Source organism: Corynebacterium freneyi, assembly GCF_030408835.1.
Classification (GTDB): Bacteria; Actinomycetota; Actinomycetes; order Mycobacteriales; family Mycobacteriaceae; genus Corynebacterium; species Corynebacterium freneyi.
Genome location: NZ_CP047357.1, coordinates 674,173 through 693,007, shown reverse-complemented (window position 1 = coordinate 693,007; position 18,835 = coordinate 674,173). Strand labels below are relative to the sequence as shown.

Here is an 18,835-nt window from a genome sequence, read left to right as displayed (position 1 = left end):
CGCCTCGGCCTGCACCTGCTTGAGGTGGTCGGCCCCCTTGAAGGATTCGGCGTAGATCTTGTATGTGGTCATGGTGGTGAGTGTACTGGGGTTTCGATGTTTCCGCAGTTCAGCGGGTTTTGCCTGTTCAGTCGGCTCAGGTGATTCAGCCAGTTTTAGGGCGGCTTGCGGGACCAGTGCGGGACCGGCCCCTCTGCCCCGGCGCGGTCCCGTCGGGAGGGGTGCGGGTGCGCCGGGGCGTGGCCGCGCGCCCGTGGTGAGCCAATGGGGTGGGGCGTGCGGCCGATGGTGACGGCAGCTCGGCGGGATGGATTCCGCGCGGCGGACAGGGTGTGACCTACTTCACGCATAGCGGACTAGACATACATAGCGCGCTATGTCATACTGTACGTAGAGACAGAGAGAAAGGAACAAAGAAAATGACCACCATCACCACCCGCACCGGCACCTACTACGACGAGACCGACGAGTACATCATCATCGAGGCCGCCGACAACGGCGAGATCGTCTCCGCCCTCTACGCCGACCCCACCACCGGCCAGATCATGCAGATCGAGACCATCCCCGCGCGCCGCCGCGAAGGCCTGGCCACCGCCCTCCTCGATTACGCCGAGGACCACGGCATCGAGCTCTACCACTCCCCCGAGGAGCACCGCACCCCGGAGGGGCAGGCATGGGCCGAAGCCACCGACCACCTCGACACCATCGACCCCGACGACGCCTACCAGCCCGCTGCCTAACCCCCACCACGAAAAGGACAAGACCAATGACCACCGCCCACGCCATCGCCGTCGCCATCCACCACAAGCACGGCGTCGACACCGTCTTCGCCGCCGAAGCCGTCGAGACCTACATCACCCAAATCGAGTCGGTCGACGGGCGCGAGATCGACCGCGACGCAATCACCGAAGACGACGCTGACTTCATCACCGGCGCTTTCGCCTCCGCCCAGCGTGCCGGCGACTTCGGCACCCGCGAGCTTGACGACGTCGCAAACGCCGCCGACGCCGTCGCCGCCGCGAAAACCGCACTCGAAGACGCCGAGCACACCCGCAACCAGGCGGTGAAGCGGGCCCTCGCCCACGGAGCGCGCGTCGTCGACGTCACCGCCGCCGCCGGGGTCACCCGCGCCCGCATCGACCAGATCCGACAGGGCCGACGATGACCACCTGCCGCGCCCCCGGATGCGACCGTGAAGCCGTCGCCCGGGGGCTGTGCATGATGCACTACAAGCGCGAGCGCGCCGGGCGTGATCTTGCTGAGCCGGAGGTCGGCTCCCCGTCCGGGCATGGGCGCTACGGCGTCCTCGACGTCGACGGTGATCGGGTGCTGTGCCACGAGTGTGGCGGCTGGTACCGGTCGGTCGGGGCTCACGTCGGTAGGGCCCACGATTTGGCTGCCCGCGAGTACAAAATCCGCCACGGACTGCCCTTGGGCACCGCGCTGGTCGCCCCGGATGTCTCCGCCGCCAGGTCACGTCACGCCACCGAGCGGGTCGGCACAGAGGCGTGGAAGCGGCTGGAATCCCGCCGCGACCCCACGGCAGCGTCGCACGCCCGGGACGAGGAGTCCCTGCGCAAGCGCGGCCCCGACCGCCGCCCGAATCCCGCCGCCGTCGACGCGGCGATACGCGCAGCCGAGGATCAGTACACCGAGCGTGACCTCGGATGGGCGAGCCGCGAGGACGCCGGCGAATCGCTGGCCGACATCGCCCGCGCCGATGGGGTGCCCCGGTCATGGGTGACGGGGGCGGTCTCGCGTGCCCGCGAGCGGTACGGCATGCCGCTGCCGGAGTCAGTGCTGCGCGCACGGAAGGCGCGGAGTCGCGAGTCCTCGGGGAAGGCCGCTGCCGCGTCGGCGGCGGCGGTGCGGGCCCGTGATGATGATTTCCTCCGTCGCAAGGACGGCGGTGAGTCGGTGCGGGAAATTGCGGAGGTGGAGGGGCTGACGGAGAGTGCGGTGTACTACGCCATCCGGCGGGCGAGGAAGCGCCGCGACGGGTAGCCACTAGGCACGAAAAAAGGCCCCCACCATTACGGTGGGGGCCAGTTGTCTAGTCGGGCGGGTTGCGGGCCCGCTCCAGGGCCTCCTCAATCAGCCTCAGGTCAGGCTGCGGCGGGGCGTGCCGCCGGTCAGACGACGCCCATGATGACCATTCCAGCAGCCAGTCGAAAGCGTCCTGCAGCAGGCGGCGGAGGGAATGCCCGTGTTCGCGTTCGTCGGCGAGCTCCCGGCGAGTTTCCCGCAAGTCTTGCTCCACGCAGTCCAGCCGCGCCCACAGGGAGTCGATCCGCTTGGATTGCTCCGCAAGCATGGTGGACAGCGATGTCGTTGAAGACTCCTCCTTCTTGCCACGCAGCCCCAGCAGCCCAGTAATAACGCCGACGGCAGCCGTGGCCAGCCCGATGATCAGTTCATTCGTGAGGTTCATTGGTCGAATCGCCCCTTGAATGCCACCCACCACGCGCTACCCATCGCAAGGGCTGCGGTGAGCCCGTAATTTTTTGCTGACACCCACCCCCGGGTGGTTTCCCCGTCGACCCACATGAGGATGAACGATACGGCCCATGCGGTGGACAGGGCTGCGGTGGCGGCCAGTCCGGCGACTCTTAGGGTGCCGGCCCATCGCCATGAGGGGATTCCGAGTGTGAGGAGGGCGGCGGCGGTGGCCCACAGCCATGACCACCACTGGGGTGCGACCATGGCGACGATGGGCTGGAGGTGGCTGATTTCGGGGCCGTTGAGGTAGGCGAGGGCGGTGAGCCATGCCCAGGCGGCCCAGACGGTGGTGAGGGCGCGTACCCGGCCCATGGGGTTAGTCCTCCGCGCGGTGTTCGCCGACGTACTCGCCGCCGGTGGTGGCTGCTGCGGTGCCGATGCCGAGGACGGGGGCTGCGATGGCGAGGATGGATTCCCACTGCATGGTGTCGCCGTAGCCGAGGTAGGCGAGCAGGACGGTGAGGGCGGCCATGAGGCCGTAGAGCGCCTGACGCCACGGGCTGGTGGAGTGCAGGACGGCGAAAAGGAGGGTGACGACGGCGGTGGCGACACCCACCACGGCGGGGGCGGCGGCGTCATCGAGGACCCCCCACGACACCAGGGCGGTGACGAGTGCGCCTGCGACGGCGTACCAGGTGGCGCGGGACTGGGCAGGGACGGTGGTGCGGATGGAATCGAGCATGGTGCCTCCTTGGGGCATGAAAAATGACCACCCGGGGTGCGGGCGGTGGTTGTCAGTGCAGGCCGTCAGTGCCGTCACTTACTAGAGTGACGCCTTCACTTCCTAGAGTGAGGGGCACTGAGCAGGCAGTGAGCGTGCTACTTCGGGTCGCCGGCGGCGGCGTCACCGATCAGCGGGGATTTGAAGCCGTCGATGCCGAGCTTGTCGCCGATCGCGGCGAGCGCGTCGACGACGGTGCGGTTGCCGAGCTGCGGCCACCCGGGGAAGGTGCCCGGCGCGCCGGGGCCGCACAGCTGCTCGTAGATGAGCTGGTCTCGGTCGGCCTGCGGGGCGGTGGTGTCGGGGACGGTGATTGGGGGCACGGGCTTCGGTTCCTCTTCCTTCTTCGGGTTGTTGATCTCCGCGGCGCGCTTCAGCACCACGTCATACGGGAAGTGGTAGCCGGGGTCCCAGTGGTCGGTGTTGCCCCACACTTGGGCTTCGAGGTGCCCGGCGACACCGTGCTTCCCCGCCCCGAGCTCGGCGCGGGACAGTTTGACCAGCGGGATGCCGTACTTCTTCGACCAGTGGGCGATGACGCGGGCGACGCCCTCCAGCATCTTCGGTTGGGCGAGCCACTGCTCGCGGGTCATCGCCGCCCGTGCGACGCACGACACGTGCAACGCGATGTCGTTGCCCTTGTTGCCCGTCGACCAGGTCTGCCAGTCATCGGTGTTCGCCATCGTGATTTTGCCGGTGGCGTCGACCAGCCGGTGGTACGACCCGCTACGGGTGCGCACCTGGTAATCCAGGATGTTCCGCGACGGGGTGCCGGGCGCATTCTCCGTGGTGTGGACGATGATGATCTTCTTCGGCAGCGGTGTCGGCCGGCCGAATGGGATCAAGTGGTGGAGGTCGATGTCGACGGCGTTGTCCGTCATGGGGTGCTCCTTTTCCTTGGGTTCGCTCGCGGTGGCGAGCCATTTCGCGGGGTCTTCGTGCCTGCCGCCGGACCTGCCGGGCGGCCCCCACACCTCGAAATGCAGGTGCGGCCCGGTGGATTGGCCTTCGTTGCCGACGACGCCGATTTGCTGCCCCGCCTTCACCCGGTCGCCGCGCTTGACGAGGATTCCGGGGTGGTGGACGTGGCCGTAGATGAAGTCTTTTCCGACGCTGGATTGGCAGTCGAGCCAGATCCACGATCCGAAGCCAGACACGCTGCCTTGGCGGCGGTCGCGGCCTTCGATGACTACGCCGTCGGCGGGTGCGTAGATTGGGGTGCCGGCGGGGGCGGCGAGGTCGATGCCGTTGTGGTGGGTGCCCCATCTGGGCCCGTAGCCGCTGGTGAGTTTGTAGGTTCCGCGCTTCATGGGCCATTGGCGGGCCATGCGGGTGCTCCTTTCATGCGGAAGCCCCGCACCGGGTGGTGCGGGGCTAGGGGGTGGGGAGGTCTCCCCAGGCGTCGTACCAGCGGGCGCGTGCGTGGCGCCCGGTGCGGAGGTGGAGGCCTCGGATGGCGTGCCCGTTGCGGATGCGCTTGCGAAACAATTGGTTGTGGGCCCATGTCCAAGTCTCATACCTGGGCCGGAAAGCTTCGGGGACCGGCCCGGCCAAAGGCACGGACCCGAGTACCCCGTGTCCGTGGTAGACAGCGAATGCGTGGCCCTGGTGGACGAGAATTCCAGCGCGGTGATCCACGGGACTGCCATCCGGGTTGCGGGGGTTGCTGTCTGACGGGGGGTTGGCGGCCCGGACCTGCCGTGCCGCACCACCCGGCACCGTCAGATCGACGAGACGGCCGGGTTCGCCGTGGGTGAACTCGTAGCGTGCGACGCCGCTGATTTCCAGGCGGAATTGCCCCGGCAGGTACTCCCACCCGCTGACGGACCGCGTCTGCGGGAAGACAGTGGCCTCGGCGAAAATAGCATTCGACCACCGGCGCGGTGGCCCCATGACCGTCACGCTAATCGTCGTATCGCTGGTCTGGACCAGCGTCTCCGCCCCGGGGACAACCCACCCAAGGTCAAAAGTATCGGGCTTCCACAGAAGCCCAAGAACCCCCCGCGCCGGGTGACTGGTGGAAACGTCGAGGTCAGGATAGGCAGCGTTGATGTCCGCCACCAGCACTTCGCCCGTCTTGACGATCGGGCGGCCTTGCCGCCGGAGTGCGTCTTCGGCGGAGAATTCCTGCGACCAGGTCTCATGCCCGGGCCTACGCCAGATTCTCGTACCACCCATCCATACCGACCCCACCGGCCGGTCCCCAACCCACAGATCATCTAGAGGCGAGCCGCCCACATGCACAGGCACGTCACACCTCCTCGGGGATGAAGGTAATCCGGGTTTTCGGGGTGCCCGACGCCGGTGGAGTGCTCGCGACGACGATCTCGTACGGCCCGGCGATCTTCTTCGCCACGTCCGCCGACAAAGCATCCAACCGGGACTGCAGCCCGGTCACCTGGGACACCTCATGCACATGCCCCACCTCAGCCTTCCCCGCAAGAGCACCCGGCAGGCCAGTCACATGGGCCATCTCGTGAGTGTGCTGGGCGGCGGCTTTCCCCGCCAGCACCTCCGTGATCCCCTCAATCGCATCGCCCTTCTCAATCAGGGCGGCGGCAAGCTCCTCCAGGGTGTCCAGGGCCTCCGGGGCGGCCCCCACCAGCGCGGCGATCTCCCGGGCCACCACCTCACCAGCAACCGCCCCGGCACGGTCAGCAGCATCCACCGCAGCCACCCGCGCAGCCTCCACCACCCCCGCCACACGCACAACCTCATCCCGGGCACCAGTCGTCACATCCCGGGCACCCTCAGCACCCGACCGCGCCGCCTCAGCGACACCACCAGCAGCCGACGCCCCAGTCTCCGACACCGCAGCAGCCGACGCCGACCCCGACGCCGCCTCCGCATGCCCCCTCGCCGCCGCCGCATGCGCCTCAGCATCATCCGCCGCCGACACCGCACCATCACGAGCATCCTCAGCAGCCTGCACACCCGCCGCGACACCACCAGCCGCAGACCCCGCACGACCAGCAGCATCCACAGCCTCACCACGAGCCACCCGCGCCGCCTCAGCATCCGCAGCCACCCCAGCGATCTCCCCCGCCAACTCGGACCGCACAGCAGCAGCACCATCCGACACCACCGCCACCACACGCGCCTCCACCTCGCCAGCCCGCGTCGCCGACTGGCCGGCAGCCTGCGCCGCCCGATTCGCCGACGCCGCAGCAGCCTCCACCCGGCCCACCACAGACGGCGCGTACTCGACCTGCAGCTCGACCAGCGTCGCCAGATCGTGCCGCCCATCCTCCGGCAGCATCACCTCCCACGACTCAAACGCCCCACCCGACGACGCCTCAATCAGCACCGGGCCCGGATCCAAATCCGGCGACGCGAACTCACCGTCCCGCAGGGGCAGGACATGCCGCTCCTTGGTCACCACCGTGGCGGCCGCACCATGGGCAGCACGCGTCACCAAAGATGACACCGTCACCGTCCCCTGACTCCGCGCGCCACCCACATCCATCAATGTGCCGAAAACAACTGTCATCGCTTAGCCCTCGCCTTCCTCACTCACCCCGCCGATTGGGGCGTCCGGATCATCATCAATTTCCGGGGTGGTCGAATTCTCCGCACCAGTGCCGCCCACACCCGTGCGATTCGAAATGTGCTGCACCACAAGCCGATTATTCGTCGGCCCACCCAACAGTTTCCTAGACCCGTGAATCCATTTCACTTCGACCTTCACGACGTATCCGGGCTCGGGCACCACCACCGACGAAACAATCGTCGACGTCTTCGTCCACACATTCGACTCAATCCCCACCTGCTGCGAAAACAACACGCCATCCGGGCGATACACGCGGATATACCACTCAACCGTGCCATTACCAACACCCAGGGCATTACTACTAAACGCCATCTGACACCTGATATCCCACAGGCCCGGCGCAAGAAGCCGAATACCATTATCGTGCAACTCACAATTCCGCATCGGCCCAATCTGATTAGCGAAAGGCATAGTGCCGTGATTATTACCGAACTGCAGAAACCCACCCTGCGCATCCATATACGCACTGCCGTAATCAAGCAACGGGGACAGGAGGTCAAGGCGGTTCTTCAACGCCAACTGCCCATCCTCAAACGCATCCGCCACCCCCTGAAACAACGGGGACCGCACCACCCCACGCAAAGCATCAGCAATGCCCGCGAGGAAACCGTCCCGAACACCGGCCTGCAGTTTGCCGAGCGCGCCCTGCAAATCACCTCGCGCCCACGCCCGACCCGATTCCAGATCATGCGGGCGGATACGGGCCGCAAGGTCCGCCGGCGACATGGTGCCGTCCGGGGTCACATAGTCGTCAGTCATCAGCCGCACCAAGCCTTTCTGCCAGCGCCAGCCGCTGAGCCGGGGTGAGCATCGAAATCATTTCGTCAATTTCGTCACTCCCGGGGTTATCCCACCCTTCGGGCGGCTCCCCCAACGCTTCTCCGGCAACCCATTTTCCGCGGCCCTGTTCAAGCCACCCGGCACCAGCGCGCGGCGGCACGTACCACACACGCTGAGCCTCCGGGACGTGCCGTAACCCAAAGTCAACCAGGTGCTGCGCCACCTCATCGGCTTTAGCATCCGACGGCAGCATGATCCCCGCCGCGTGCACCAACCCACACTTGATGACCTGCTTCACGTCCGCAGGATCAGCGTCCTGCTGCAAAGGAATACCCATCTAGAGCAGACCTCCCTTCTTCACCGCACCAACAACGCGGCGAAACTCGCCGATCACATGCTCCACGAAGTCCCGGCGGGGCCAATCCCCCACCGACACCTCCCACGAGTAAGCCTGAGACGCGGACGACGACAGCCGCAGCTTCTCAACCACACCGAACTCCAGACGACCATCACGCGACACCGGCACCTCGTAAGAGATCCGGTCGCCAATCGTGAAATGCTCCCCCACCAGATACGGTCCAGCATCCTCGACCTGCAGAGTCGCCCCCGTCTTCGCCTCCGTCTCCCGCGCCAACGTTCGCAGCTCCAAAAGTGCGGGCAGGGTGTACGCCTGCACACCGCCCTTCGCCGCACCGATGTACCCGCCGTGGCCGGACTGCATCGTCCGCAGCGTCAGCTTCAACGCCATCCACGCCATGATCTTGTCCCGGTACAGCGGGCCGATGAACTCATCCGCCACGGCACCGAAACCAGGCATAAGGAAGAAGCTGCCGAGGAGGTTGAAAATCAGCTTCGTCGTCGCGCTTAGGGTTTCGTTCACGCCGGGCATCGACGACCCGCCGACAATCACCTGCCCCACCGTCGCCGGGGAATGCGACCACGACGCCTGCGCCGTCGCCCACCGCCCCGTCGTCCGATACGACACCGCCGGCACCTTCGGGTCCACCCCAAGGAAACCGGACACGGCATAGCGGGCGGACTCCGACTTACGGTCAACCGCCCGCCGGACTTCCTCCACCCCATCATCGGCGAGCTCCAGCACGGTGCGCGCCGCACCATGGAAGATCGTGCCGCCGGTGAGGGTGTCCTCCCACCAACCGGACTTGTCCACGATGTCCATGACGATCTGCCCCGGCATGTGCAGCCTGGCACCCGGCCACGGGTCCGGGTCGCCAGGGAACCACCGGTCCATCGTCACCACGAGGTGGCAATCATCGAGCAGGGGTTTAGCCACCTCGTCCCACACTTGCCCGGTCTCCGCGGACACGAAGCGGAACGGCGACGAATCCAGCACCAGTGACCCGGGCTTGACGATGATCGGGAACCTGCGCCAATCCCACTGCGACAACCACGACTCAAAATCCAACGGGTCATCCGGCAGCCCCGACAACACCGAATAGGCGCGAACGAGGTTAAGCATCGCCAGCAGCTTCAGATTCCAGATCACCGGGGCGAGCATCGCCCACGGGTCCGGGACCTGCACCTCCGGGATCGACATCGGGTTCGACCACACCGGCAGATGCTTCAACTGCTCGTAGTCGTGCATGAACTCCAACGACGCGACGTGCCGGCCGACGCCCTCCGCCTCGTAGGTGATGTTCTCCATCAGGCCGCACCAGCGGATGCCGTCCTTATCCATGCGGAGCATGACGTTCTTCTTGTCCCGCTCCCAATGCCGAGCCGCCCACAAAGCCAGGTGATGCGTGCCCGGCAGGACGATCTCCGCCTTCCCGGTGTCGTTACGCACCAACTCGAAAGAATCCGAGAACATGCCGGTCACTCGGCCCCGGAACTCCCACCCCACCGACGATGCCGCGTACAGCGACACCACCGCCGGGCGGAGACGACGGCCACGGCGGTCACGCACCTGCGCCAGACACGCATCACGAGCGGCCTGCAGCCGGTCATAATCCACCGCTATCCCCACGGGGCCTCCCACCTGTACTCAAGCTCCACCTGCGCGGTGACGCCACGGACGTTGCCCCACGTGCCGTAATGCTCACGGATCGCGTCGGCGAACACCGTGCCCGTCAGCTCGGCAATGAGCCCATCACCGATGGTCGGCACCCACTCCGGGGTGGCCCCACGGATCCACCCCGCGATCTCATCGCCGATCTCATCCGGGGTTTTCTGCATGAACGCGTCCACCCCGATGTCCTTCAGGAACTGGTGCAAGCGCATCGCGATCCACTGCTTCCACTCCATCGGCAGATGCCACGGCAGCCCGGGAATCGGGTCCACCGCAACCGGGATACGAGTCGGCGGCGTGTGCGGGGGAATCGGGTGCAGGAAATGCACCGGCCCATCCCCCATCCACGCATCCAACGTCCCATCCGTCGCCACGATCAACTCCTCGCCGGGGCGGGTCTGCACCAGCAGATCCCGCCCATGAGGGGCGAACCGCAACGGCACCATCCGAGGCTCCCCTTCCCCTTCGAAATCCACGTCGGGGAGGATCCACGCCGCCGGCGACGTGAGCGTCCACCGGGGCCACAAGGGCACATCCCCAGGATTCGACACCTCCACCTCGCCGACGAACCCCGTGCCCTGGAAAACCCACTCGTCGTGGGCCGGGGTGGGCGTCGCCCAGTAAGGGACGGGGGCGATCACCGGGATCTCATACGATGCGGACTCCAGGGACTCCGGGTCCACCTCACGCCGGTAGGATGCGGCCTCCTCCAGCAGGATCTGAAGGTGCCGCTCCCCCCACCGGTCAGTGCGGTAGATGATCGTCGACTCCCGGCCCGGCTCAGTGGACAATCCACGCAGGAAAGCGCCCATGTGGTCAGCGAAGTCCGGGCCCCACGTGTCGATGCGGAGGGAAAACCGCATCGGCAGGTCACGAGACCCCATGAAGTACGCGCCGCCGACACCGGCCCGTTCCTTGTAGGTGGTGGCCTTAGGGGTGCGGTAAAACTCCCCCAGTCCACCCCGCATCAGCCGGAGGTTCGGGTGAGCCCCCGGCCCGTGGATCACCCACCGGCGACCATCGTGCATCTCGATGATGATCTGCGTGCTGGCATCAGCCACGTGCGCCTACCTTCCCTCCCAGCCGCTCGGATTCGAGCCGCCGGAACTTCGACCACGCCCAGTCCTCGTCGTAGCCGTTGAAATTGTTCACCACCCGGCCATCCCCACCGCCCGTGGAAACAGGCTCCGGGGCCGGCGGGGCAAGCGGAGGAAGTGACGGCACCATCGCCGCCAAGCGATCCGCCCCGCCGGGCATGAACTCGCTTGCCAGCGAATCCACCATCGAGCGGGGGATCTGGGTCATGTCCCGCCCGAACTCCTCCACACTGGTCTGCAAACCATCGGTGACCTGCCCGACGTACCACCCGACCGCCTCCGCCACCGGGGCCGCGACCGCACCAACTGCGGCACCAGACCCCGGGACGACGGCATTTGCAGCCGACCCGGCAACGCCAGCGCCGGCATTGATGACGCCCTTCGCCGCGGGGCCCGTGATCGCGGACAGTTGCGGCAGCTGGTTGTACACCAGCTCATCGAACGCCTTGGTCTGCTTCGGCGACAGCACCCGCTCCGGCTCGATGACGTCCTTCGGCATGAAGCCCCGGCCGTAGGCGTGTCCGCCACGGTCGAACACTCCGTACTTGTCCACCGCAACTTCAGCGCCAGCCATCATCGGCTCATACCGCGACGGGAACGCCGACCGCTGCACCTTCTGGGCAGCAGCGCCCCGCGACATCGACTGCCAGTCAAAGGACTTCAGCACATCGAAGAACAGGCCCGCGGACTCGAAGGCGTTCATTCGCTGCGCGACGGTGCCCCAAGCGCCGTTGTCACGCTGCTGGAACAGGCCGACGGAGTCGTGGTCGGATCCAATCGCGTCATGTCGGTAATTCAGCGACTCCGGCACAGCATGATTGGCGTACATCAGCATCGGGTTACCCGACTCGACGCGGGCGGTGCCCACGCCGATGATCGCGGCTTCACGATCAAGCCCCTTGTCCTTCGCGGATCGGGAAATCTCCCGCACGAAGAACGGCTCACCCCAATCGCCGACAGGGGGCAGCGCCGACTCCTCCTCAGCGGAGTCCGCAGCAGCTTCGTCAGCCGATTCGACAGCTTCCGCCGCCGAGATTAGCTCGTCTTCCTGCTGCTCCTGGGTCTTGCCCTCTTCCCGCTGCATCTTCCACGTCTGCCCCGCCTTGATCAGCGGCGGCAGTTCGTCGGGGATGTCGAATACGGACAGTGCGGCGGCGACCTGCCCGCCGACGAATGCCTTCGCAAGGTTGCCAGCCAGGTCAGACCACGAGTTAGCGCCCGTCCCGTAGAAGATGCTATTCGGGTCGTTCTGCGCCTCCGTGACGGTTTCCGCAGCCTTCGCGGCGTCGCCGGACAGCTCGACCTCATCGGGGTCGCTGTCGGTGCCGGCGGGGGCGCTGCCGTCACTGGTGGCCTTCGGGGCCGCTTCGCCCGCCGGTGCCCACGCGTGGTGGGTGAACTGGGGGTGATCCCATGGTACCGCGCCGCCACCGAGTGCGCCGCCGCCGTTGCCGCCGCCCATCTCCGCATTGGTGCCGTCCGGCAGCGTCGACGACGTATGCCCAAACTGGCCGCCGCCGTTGTCGTACCAGCCCATACGGAAGGTGCCCGCCGGCCCGCGCCCAATGTTCATGCCATTTTCGCGGGCCCACTGCAGCTGGGTGACGGTGGAGAACTTCCGGCCCGACGTGGGGTCAAGCCCCAACGCGAATGCAGCGAAATTGCCCGCCGTGTACGAGCAGTCACCCCACGCGCCCTGACGGCCCGGGAAGTTCTCATATGGAGCGCCGTTCAGCGGACGCTCCATCTGGAATCCGTTGACCATCTCGCCACGAGCAAGCGCCAGGAAATCAGCAGCCGTCGGCATGTCCGACCCGCCCCGGATGTCATCGAAGACACCATCCGGGTCCACGTCGTCCTCCGGCTTCTCCCCCGCTCGCCCGCCGGTGTTGTAGCCGGGGAGCTTCGGGAACGTCCCGGCGTTGATGGCCTTCAGTTCCTTGTCGTACTTCTCCGAGGAGCGACCATTGATGATCCACTCGCCCGCGTCCAGGCGTGCGGCGGGCATGCCGTCCTGGTCGAACGCAAGGAACCCGTCAGTGGTGTGAGTCCCGGGGCCGGAGGTCGGCAGGCGGTACCCGTCATGACGGTCACCGTCCGCATACGCCGGGAACCGGTAACGGCCACCACGAGCGAACCGGCCACCCGCCGCATTCCCATCGCCGTGGTTGCGGCGGAAAATGTTGACGAAGATGTTCTTGTCCTTCAGCGAGTCAAGCAACCGCCTGACACCGCCGAGCTTTTCCATTGCCGCCGAGGTCTGGGCGTTGACCAGCGGGTTCGGCCTCGTCTGGTCGATCTCGCCCAGCTTCCTCAGCGCGTCCTCGCCCTTAGCGTCGAGCTGTTCCTTCGTCATGTCAGCCCACGGCGTCGGCTCCTGGGCATCCAGGTTGAACACCTTCGCCAGCGCCGCCTGCTGCTCCGCCGTCAGCTGGTCGATGTTCAGGTACGCGTCCGGGGTGGGAGTCTGCCCATCGAGCAGACCCACTTCCTGCATCGCCTGAATCTGCGCCGCCGACAGTCGGGAGACGTCCATGTTCGCCAGCGGCGTCGGACGCTTCAGATCCAGCGTCGCCAGCTGCGCAATCGCCAGGTTATTCGTGGCAAACAGGCCATCAGCTTCCAGGAACGCGTGCGCCTCAGCCCTAGCTTCATCGACCTTCGGCAGTTCCTCGGCAAGGAACCGGTCGAGCTTGTCCAGGGCCTCCTGGTCGTCGACGGTGATGTCCACGACGCCGGATTCCTCATCCAAGTTCGAAAGCTCGAACCCGAGATCTTCAAGCTTCTGCCGCGCGTCCGCGTCCTCCACGGTGACGGTCGTCGTCATCGGCTTGCCGTCGAAGTCCTTGAACGCGGACTGCAGCTGCGCCATAGACCCCAACGCCGCATCGTCCTGCACCTCGGCAACCGTCACCAACTGCTCCGGCGTCAGGCCATACGCGGCGAGCAGCGCCTGGTACTGGTCCTCGGTCAACCCGGCGGCGTTTGCCACCGCACGGAGGTCAGCCTCCGACTGCGAGAACACCTGATTCACGTCGTTGCCGGCGGTCACCGATGCGCGCATTGCGTCGCCAATATCCATCAGCGTGTCGTGTGCGTTCGCTCCCGCCATGGTGGTCGCGTCAAAGGCACCATTCGCGCCGATCGTCGCGCCAACCAACTCATCCATTTGGTTCGACGTGCTATCAAGCACACGCGTCAGGTCCGCCGACGCCTCAGTCGCCGACAGCTCAATGCCCGCCAGCTCCATGAACGCCCGCTGGAGTTTGTTCGCACGGTCCTCGGCGGTGCCCGCCTTCTCAGCCACATCATGCAGAGCACCTGCCGCCGCCAGGCCCGCCGGGCCCAGTCGCTCCGCTGCTCGCTCCGCCGACGTGAAGGACTCCCGCAGCATGTCGAGCTGGCTGGCCAGGTACTCTCCGCCCCGGCCGCTTTCCATCAGCTGGGCTCGCATCGAACTGTACGCAGCCTCGGACCCCATCGCAGCGGCGGCGAGATCACGCTCGGTGATCTCCAACTCCGACATCACATCGATGGCTTCCTTCGCCGCGTCTGCGTTGTCCCGCCACGCACGCCACTGGCGCTTCAGCGCGGTGTCCACGCCCGCAGTGTTGATCGCAATCGAGAGCCTATCCAGCCACCCCGGGCCATTATCTGCCAAGTTCTGAATCTCAGCCGCAACGTCAGCCGTGGCCTGCTCCGCAGCGTCAAGCTGAGACGAACCGTCCAGGATGGCCTGGAACATATCGCTCGACGCTGCTGCAGTGGCGCGGGACTGGGCGGCCAGCGCTTCCTGTGCGGCCTCTTGCTTCCGGATGCTGTTGGTCACTTGGGCGACTACCGCCGTCGCGGCCATAAACGCCAGCCCCCAGGGGCCGCCCATGGCATTAATGACGTTCTTCGCGCCAGTCTGCAACCGGCTCATAGCCGGGGCCGCGCCAACACGCACCGCCTGCGCAAACCCCTGCGTCGCCGTCCCAGCGCCAATGAACGCGTTCTGCATGTTGCGGATCGTCGACGACTGCTGGCCCATCGCCTTCATCGCAGCTCCGGCGACACCGATCTGCGGGGCGAGACGACGGAAATCCTGCCCCATCGCACGCGCCGACATGGTGCCCACATCAATCTGCTTCACCATCGACTGCAGCGGAGGCTGCACCTTCGACACGATCCCCGGCACAGTCTTGAAAGCCATCCACGCCGCGACCATCGCAGTCACCGCGCCCTGATTGTTCTGCGCCAACGACGCCACAGCCTCAAGCGCAGGGACCAGCGTCACATTCAAAATCGACGCCGTCGCATCCAGGATGGTCACCAGGACATCCCACGTAGAGACGCCCAGCGCAGCCGACGCCTTAGCGAAAGCACCCGCCAGATCACCCACCGCCGGGGCAAGACCAGCGACCAACGCACCCATCGACTCAAGCGCAGAAATCGTCGACGCCAAAGCACCCCGGGCCTGCTCGGCACCGGAGAACGCATCCCACGCTTTCTTGCCCTCCTCCGTGAAACGCTGGAAAGCAGGCACAGCAGTGCCCACCAGCCACGCCTCCACGTCAGCCATCACCGGCCCGACGCGACCATTCATCGCATCAAGCGCGGCGGTCACGCCAGCAAAACCACCAGCGGCCTGACGGAAAAACGGGCCCGCGATCGTAGCGCCCAAGCGCCCGGCCGCCGCCCCCATATTCTTAAACGCGCCCTGAACCGTATTGCCGGCCTCCAGGGCAGCTCCAGACATGCCACGCTCCATCGCGGACTGGAACGTCTCGAAGTCGACCTGCCCCTTCGACACCATGTCGGAGATCTCTTCGGAGGTCTTCCCCAGCTCTTCGCCGAGCAGCTGAAGGACCGGCACACCACGGGACAGCAACTGCAGCATGTCGTCGCCCTGCAGCTTGCCCCGGGCGGCCACCGAGTTGAAGATCGTGCCCATGTCCTGCAGGTTGGTGCCCGCAATGGTGGCGGTATCACCCATGATCTTCAGCGTCCGCTCAAGCTCCTGGCCTGGCTTAATACCAGCGGCGACCGCACCGGCAGCGGCGGTACCCGCTTCCTCCAACCCGAACGCGGTGCCCTTCACACTGGCGAGGGCATTGTCCATGATGGACCCCACGCCCTGCGCAGAATGCCCCAGACCACGCAGCTTCGCCTCAGCCTGCTCAATGCCATTGAGCCGCCCCAAGCCCTTCGTCAGACCCACACCAAGCGCCGCGCCAGCGGAGGCACCGACACCGATAGCGGACTTCTTCAGCACACCACCCAGCCCGGCAGTGATCTTGCTGCCCATGGACTTGCCCGACGCGTCGGCGGCCTTGTCCACCCCGGACAGGGCCTTATGGACGCCGGGGGCGATTTTTGAGGTCTCCGGGATGATGGAGAGATAGACGGCCGCGAGCTCACTCGCCATGGGTGCCTCCTAAGGCTTCGTGTTCTTCACCGCCCGGGTCATGCCCGTGGCAGCTACCGATTTACGTCGACGGGCGGCGAGCTCCTCGCGGATCGACGTCATCTGCGCCACCGACGCCGGGGCCGACGCGTCTTGCTTCTGCCGGTCCAGCTCCTGCTGAATCCGCTTCATCAACGGCTGCGGACGGGCACCCTTGCCCCCGCCGCGCTGCCAATTCGCCCCCGCAAGCGTGTCCACCACCGTGGACAGCAGCGTCGACTCCGCCGTCCTAAACGCACTCAAGGGGTCCCGCAGCATCCTGATCGCCGAGTCCGGCGGGGCATGCGCAATGAACGCACCCAACTCGACCCACGACATGCGAATACTGCCCAGATCATGGATCGACCTGCCACGCTCCATCAGGTCGAAGGCCAACGCCTTCTCCATGCCCTCCTCGTCTAGGAATCGGAGGAGGGTTCGGATTCCCCCAGCGTGGACGTGGACTCCTCCTGCCACGCCGCCCAAATCTGCCTCTTCTCACCGCGGGTCAGATCCAGCAGCGCATCCGCATCCTCCATGCCGAGGCGCTCAAGCCAGTAATTGAGCATCAGCTCCTCAGTCAACACCTGCCCCTCGCCGTCATCCTCGTCCGACGTGAGGATCTTCGACACCCACTCCCCGAACCCTTCGGCCAGATTGCGCGGCAGAAACTCAAAACGGGGTGCGATGAACCGCAGCGGCTTCTTCCGCTTGTCGGCCTGCGGGATAAGGATCTCAACCTGCACCCGCTCGTCATGAGCGGGAATGATCGTGCGTGCCATAAGTGCCTCCTGGGGCTCGGGGTGGGGTCAAAAAAAGGGGGCGTCTCAATTGGGTGCGGGGAGACGCGAAACCGCCCGCCAGGATCTAGCCCTCAGCGGCCGGCGCAACCTTGAGTTCCAGCGGCTTCTGCACGGCCTTGCCGTCAGAGTCAGTGACCTTCGCGGTCACGGTGTGCGTGCCCTCTGCCGTAGGGGTGCCCGACAGGGTGCCGTCCGGAGCCAGCGACAGACCATCCGGCAGGGCACCGACAGCCTCCCAGGTGTACGGGGAGGCACCACCAGCGGCAATGAGCTTGGCGGTGTACTCGACACCGGCCTGGCCGCCGACGATGACCTGCGACACGATCTGCAGCGGACCCTCACCACCCAGGAACGCGTAGAACTCGTACAGCAGATTGCCCTCGGAGTCGGGGTACAGCTTGATCGTCAGCTCGTACTTGACGATGTCCGAGTGCACGTTGACGATGTCGCCGACGGACACGACCTGCGCCTGCTCAGCGACCTGACGCTTCACGCCCTGGTCGATGAGGTGCTCGAACACCGCCGAGCTGCGCGGCAGTCGGGTCTTGTTGTGGACGACCTTCAGGCCCTCGTCGGTCTCGACGACGTTGGAGTCACCGAAAACAGTCTTGAGGGTCGGGACGTTCGTGGACTCGTACACGGTCAGGGTGAACTCCTGGCCGTAATCCGTCTGCAACGTGTAAACGGTGTCACCGCCATACGCCTTGACATCCTCGGGGTCACGGGTAATGGCCTGAGCTACACCGTCCTCACCGACGATGCCCTGGTCGACGAACAGCGGATCGAGATCGTCGGACGCGTTGGTCGGCAGCGGAGTGCCGACCGGCGCGCGGAAAAACACACCATTACGGCCCGGATTGGAAGAAGTGATGTTGGCGACGTTCGCCATGGTTGCCTCCTCGTGGCATGAAAAAAGCACCCCAGAAGGGTGCTGTAGGTAGTTACTTGCGGTCGTCAGTCAGGCCGCAGCAGCGAAAGCTGCAAACGGCCCATGATCTGCCAGCGGGCAAAGCCCGGCCGGTCGGGGTCAGCGAGGCTCATCATCGATTCATGAACCCAGCCGCGGAGCATGTGCCCACGGTCGGTGCGCATACCTCGCCAGAAGTGGTCATTGAGCGCCGCGAGGATGACCCCCGCGAGCCGCCCGGCTTCCACATCCGTGCGCGCATACACCTGGACCATGAACCGGCCCCCATCGGTGACCGCGTTATCCGGCTTTCCGCCCACGCGCTCAATCCGGATCAGCGTGTCCGGCATTTCCTTCGGAAGCTGCGTCACCACGCGCACACCGGCCACGATCATGAGCAGAAGCTCACGCATCGCCTCGGCGGCACGGGGGTCGTCATAGCGCATCGATCACCCTCGCCAACGTGTGGTTCTTCGCGTTGTCCCGCATCGCCCGCGGTGTCGCGGTGATGATCGACCCACGGTGGCGGGACTTCCCCGCGTACGACCCGGCTTCGTAGCCGTCGCCGGCAAAGGCAGCGCCGCGTTGCGCAGCGCCGTCGACGATGGCGGCGGCCACCGGGTCGTGACGGACTTCCCGGAACGTGCCCATGTTCCACTTGATTCGACTGATGTTGCTCACCCTGTGCTCCTTCCGAGCTTGATGACGTCAATACCGGGTTCGAATCGGAACGGGCCGTGGTCGTAGTTAGCGCGGCCCACCGCCCGGTAGGTCACGCCGTCGACCCGCACGGAGTCGCCGACCGTGATCCGCCCAGCCTCTGCCAGGAGGTCGAGGGCGTAGGTCACGTGCTCCGGGGCGTCGAACGTCTGCTTCGCCTGGTCGGACGGCTCCGACCACCCGGCGGCGGGCACCGCGACTGGAGGTTGCTTCCGGGTCACGTCGTTGCCGAGCTCGTCGGTGCCGACGATGTCGGGGCGCAGCAGCTGCACCTCGAACGGCATCGGAATGAACGCCATCA

19 protein-coding genes are annotated in these 18,835 nt (G+C 66.1%); 3 read left to right on the top strand and 16 right to left on the bottom strand.

What is annotated here, in order from left to right; translation table 11 throughout:
* Positions 1–419 precede the first annotated feature (419 nt).
* From CFREN_RS03140 to CFREN_RS03130, 3 genes are read left to right on the top strand one after another with little or no spacing between them, the layout of a single operon-like run.
* Positions 420–740: a GNAT family N-acetyltransferase gene (locus CFREN_RS03140; RefSeq protein WP_209653898.1), complete on the top strand. Its 321-nt coding sequence runs from the start codon at positions 420–422 to the stop codon at positions 738–740.
* Between the two features lie 26 nt (positions 741–766).
* The gene (locus tag CFREN_RS03135; RefSeq protein ID WP_209653899.1) at positions 767–1,165 is read left to right on the top strand and encodes a hypothetical protein; all 399 of its coding nucleotides are present in this window, start codon (positions 767–769) and stop codon (positions 1,163–1,165) included.
* Entirely contained in the window at positions 1,162–2,004 is an 843-nt protein-coding gene (locus tag CFREN_RS03130) for a MucR family transcriptional regulator (RefSeq protein WP_209653901.1), read from the top strand. Before CFREN_RS03135 ends, CFREN_RS03130 begins: the two co-directional genes overlap by 4 nt.
* 49 nt (positions 2,005–2,053) lie before the next feature.
* Here the strand turns inward: CFREN_RS03130 and CFREN_RS03125 are convergent, their stop codons facing one another.
* The 16 genes from CFREN_RS03125 to CFREN_RS03050 all read right to left on the bottom strand — a co-directional run bounded on the left by CFREN_RS03125 (position 2,054) and on the right by CFREN_RS03050 (position 18,833).
* On the bottom strand, positions 2,054–2,431 hold the full coding sequence (locus CFREN_RS03125; RefSeq protein ID WP_209653903.1) for a hypothetical protein: 378 nt from the start codon (positions 2,429–2,431) through the stop codon (positions 2,054–2,056).
* Positions 2,428–2,811 carry a hypothetical protein gene (locus tag CFREN_RS03120; protein ID WP_209653905.1) on the bottom strand — a complete coding sequence of 128 codons (384 nt, stop codon included), beginning with the start codon at positions 2,809–2,811 and terminating at the stop codon, positions 2,428–2,430. Before CFREN_RS03120 ends, CFREN_RS03125 begins: the two co-directional genes overlap by 4 nt.
* 4 nt (positions 2,812–2,815) lie before the next feature.
* Entirely contained in the window at positions 2,816–3,181 is a 366-nt protein-coding gene (locus tag CFREN_RS03115; RefSeq protein ID WP_209653908.1) for a phage holin, read from the bottom strand.
* 137 nt (positions 3,182–3,318) lie between these two features.
* Entirely contained in the window at positions 3,319–4,548 is a 1,230-nt protein-coding gene (locus tag CFREN_RS03110) for a peptidoglycan DD-metalloendopeptidase family protein (protein WP_209653910.1), read from the bottom strand.
* Positions 4,549–5,471: 923 nt separating this feature from the next.
* A complete protein-coding gene (locus tag CFREN_RS03105) occupies positions 5,472–6,635 on the bottom strand; it encodes a phage tail fiber repeat family protein (RefSeq protein ID WP_209653912.1) in 1,164 nt (387 codons plus the stop codon).
* 78 nt (positions 6,636–6,713) lie between these two features.
* Positions 6,714–7,529, bottom strand: a complete 816-nt coding sequence (locus CFREN_RS03100) for a hypothetical protein (RefSeq protein WP_209653914.1) — start codon at positions 7,527–7,529, stop codon at positions 6,714–6,716.
* Positions 7,522–7,887 (bottom strand): phage gene 29 protein family protein, encoded by a 366-nt coding sequence (locus CFREN_RS03095; RefSeq protein ID WP_209653916.1) that lies wholly within the window; start codon positions 7,885–7,887, stop codon positions 7,522–7,524. The genes CFREN_RS03100 and CFREN_RS03095 overlap by 8 nt, the downstream gene beginning before the upstream one ends.
* Positions 7,888–9,525 (bottom strand): Gp37-like protein, encoded by a 1,638-nt coding sequence (locus tag CFREN_RS03090; protein ID WP_209653919.1) that lies wholly within the window; start codon positions 9,523–9,525, stop codon positions 7,888–7,890. It lies immediately after the preceding gene.
* A 2-nt stretch (positions 9,526–9,527) separates the two neighbouring features.
* Entirely contained in the window at positions 9,528–10,640 is a 1,113-nt protein-coding gene (locus CFREN_RS03085; RefSeq protein WP_209653921.1) for a phage tail family protein, read from the bottom strand.
* Entirely contained in the window at positions 10,633–16,086 is a 5,454-nt protein-coding gene (locus CFREN_RS03080) for a tape measure protein (RefSeq protein WP_209653923.1), read from the bottom strand. Before CFREN_RS03080 ends, CFREN_RS03085 begins: the two co-directional genes overlap by 8 nt.
* A gap of 9 nt (positions 16,087–16,095) precedes the next feature.
* Positions 16,096–16,512 carry a hypothetical protein gene (locus CFREN_RS03075; protein WP_035121172.1) on the bottom strand — a complete coding sequence of 139 codons (417 nt, stop codon included), beginning with the start codon at positions 16,510–16,512 and terminating at the stop codon, positions 16,096–16,098.
* Between the two features lie 11 nt (positions 16,513–16,523).
* Positions 16,524–16,886 carry a hypothetical protein gene (locus tag CFREN_RS03070; RefSeq protein ID WP_035121175.1) on the bottom strand — a complete coding sequence of 121 codons (363 nt, stop codon included), beginning with the start codon at positions 16,884–16,886 and terminating at the stop codon, positions 16,524–16,526.
* 85 nt (positions 16,887–16,971) lie between these two features.
* The gene (locus tag CFREN_RS03065) at positions 16,972–17,796 is read right to left on the bottom strand and encodes an Ig domain-containing protein (RefSeq protein WP_209653925.1); all 825 of its coding nucleotides are present in this window, start codon (positions 17,794–17,796) and stop codon (positions 16,972–16,974) included.
* Between the two features lie 65 nt (positions 17,797–17,861).
* Entirely contained in the window at positions 17,862–18,260 is a 399-nt protein-coding gene (locus tag CFREN_RS03060; protein WP_035121178.1) for a hypothetical protein, read from the bottom strand.
* Positions 18,250–18,495 carry a hypothetical protein gene (locus tag CFREN_RS03055; RefSeq protein ID WP_052054074.1) on the bottom strand — a complete coding sequence of 82 codons (246 nt, stop codon included), beginning with the start codon at positions 18,493–18,495 and terminating at the stop codon, positions 18,250–18,252. Before CFREN_RS03055 ends, CFREN_RS03060 begins: the two co-directional genes overlap by 11 nt.
* The gene (locus CFREN_RS03050) at positions 18,492–18,833 is read right to left on the bottom strand and encodes a hypothetical protein (RefSeq protein WP_035121180.1); all 342 of its coding nucleotides are present in this window, start codon (positions 18,831–18,833) and stop codon (positions 18,492–18,494) included. The genes CFREN_RS03055 and CFREN_RS03050 overlap by 4 nt, the downstream gene beginning before the upstream one ends.
* Between the last annotated feature and the right edge of the window lie 2 nt (positions 18,834–18,835).

Coding starts and splice junctions, on each gene's coding strand:
- CFREN_RS03140 (WP_209653898.1), top strand. CDS start 420: ATGACCACCATCACCACCCGCACCGGCACCTACTACGACGAGACCGAC.
- CFREN_RS03135 (WP_209653899.1), top strand. CDS start 767: ATGACCACCGCCCACGCCATCGCCGTCGCCATCCACCACAAGCACGGC.
- CFREN_RS03130 (WP_209653901.1), top strand. CDS start 1,162: ATGACCACCTGCCGCGCCCCCGGATGCGACCGTGAAGCCGTCGCCCGG.
- CFREN_RS03125 (WP_209653903.1), bottom strand. CDS start 2,431: ATGAACCTCACGAATGAACTGATCATCGGGCTGGCCACGGCTGCCGTC.
- CFREN_RS03120 (WP_209653905.1), bottom strand. CDS start 2,811: ATGGGCCGGGTACGCGCCCTCACCACCGTCTGGGCCGCCTGGGCATGG.
- CFREN_RS03115 (WP_209653908.1), bottom strand. CDS start 3,181: ATGCTCGATTCCATCCGCACCACCGTCCCTGCCCAGTCCCGCGCCACC.
- CFREN_RS03110 (WP_209653910.1), bottom strand. CDS start 4,548: ATGGCCCGCCAATGGCCCATGAAGCGCGGAACCTACAAACTCACCAGC.
- CFREN_RS03100 (WP_209653914.1), bottom strand. CDS start 7,529: ATGACTGACGACTATGTGACCCCGGACGGCACCATGTCGCCGGCGGAC.
- CFREN_RS03095 (WP_209653916.1), bottom strand. CDS start 7,887: ATGGGTATTCCTTTGCAGCAGGACGCTGATCCTGCGGACGTGAAGCAG.
- CFREN_RS03080 (WP_209653923.1), bottom strand. CDS start 16,086: ATGGCGAGTGAGCTCGCGGCCGTCTATCTCTCCATCATCCCGGAGACC.
- CFREN_RS03075 (WP_035121172.1), bottom strand. CDS start 16,512: ATGGAGAAGGCGTTGGCCTTCGACCTGATGGAGCGTGGCAGGTCGATC.
- CFREN_RS03070 (WP_035121175.1), bottom strand. CDS start 16,886: ATGGCACGCACGATCATTCCCGCTCATGACGAGCGGGTGCAGGTTGAG.
- CFREN_RS03065 (WP_209653925.1), bottom strand. CDS start 17,796: ATGGCGAACGTCGCCAACATCACTTCTTCCAATCCGGGCCGTAATGGT.
- CFREN_RS03060 (WP_035121178.1), bottom strand. CDS start 18,260: ATGCGCTATGACGACCCCCGTGCCGCCGAGGCGATGCGTGAGCTTCTG.
- CFREN_RS03050 (WP_035121180.1), bottom strand. CDS start 18,833: ATGGCGTTCATTCCGATGCCGTTCGAGGTGCAGCTGCTGCGCCCCGAC.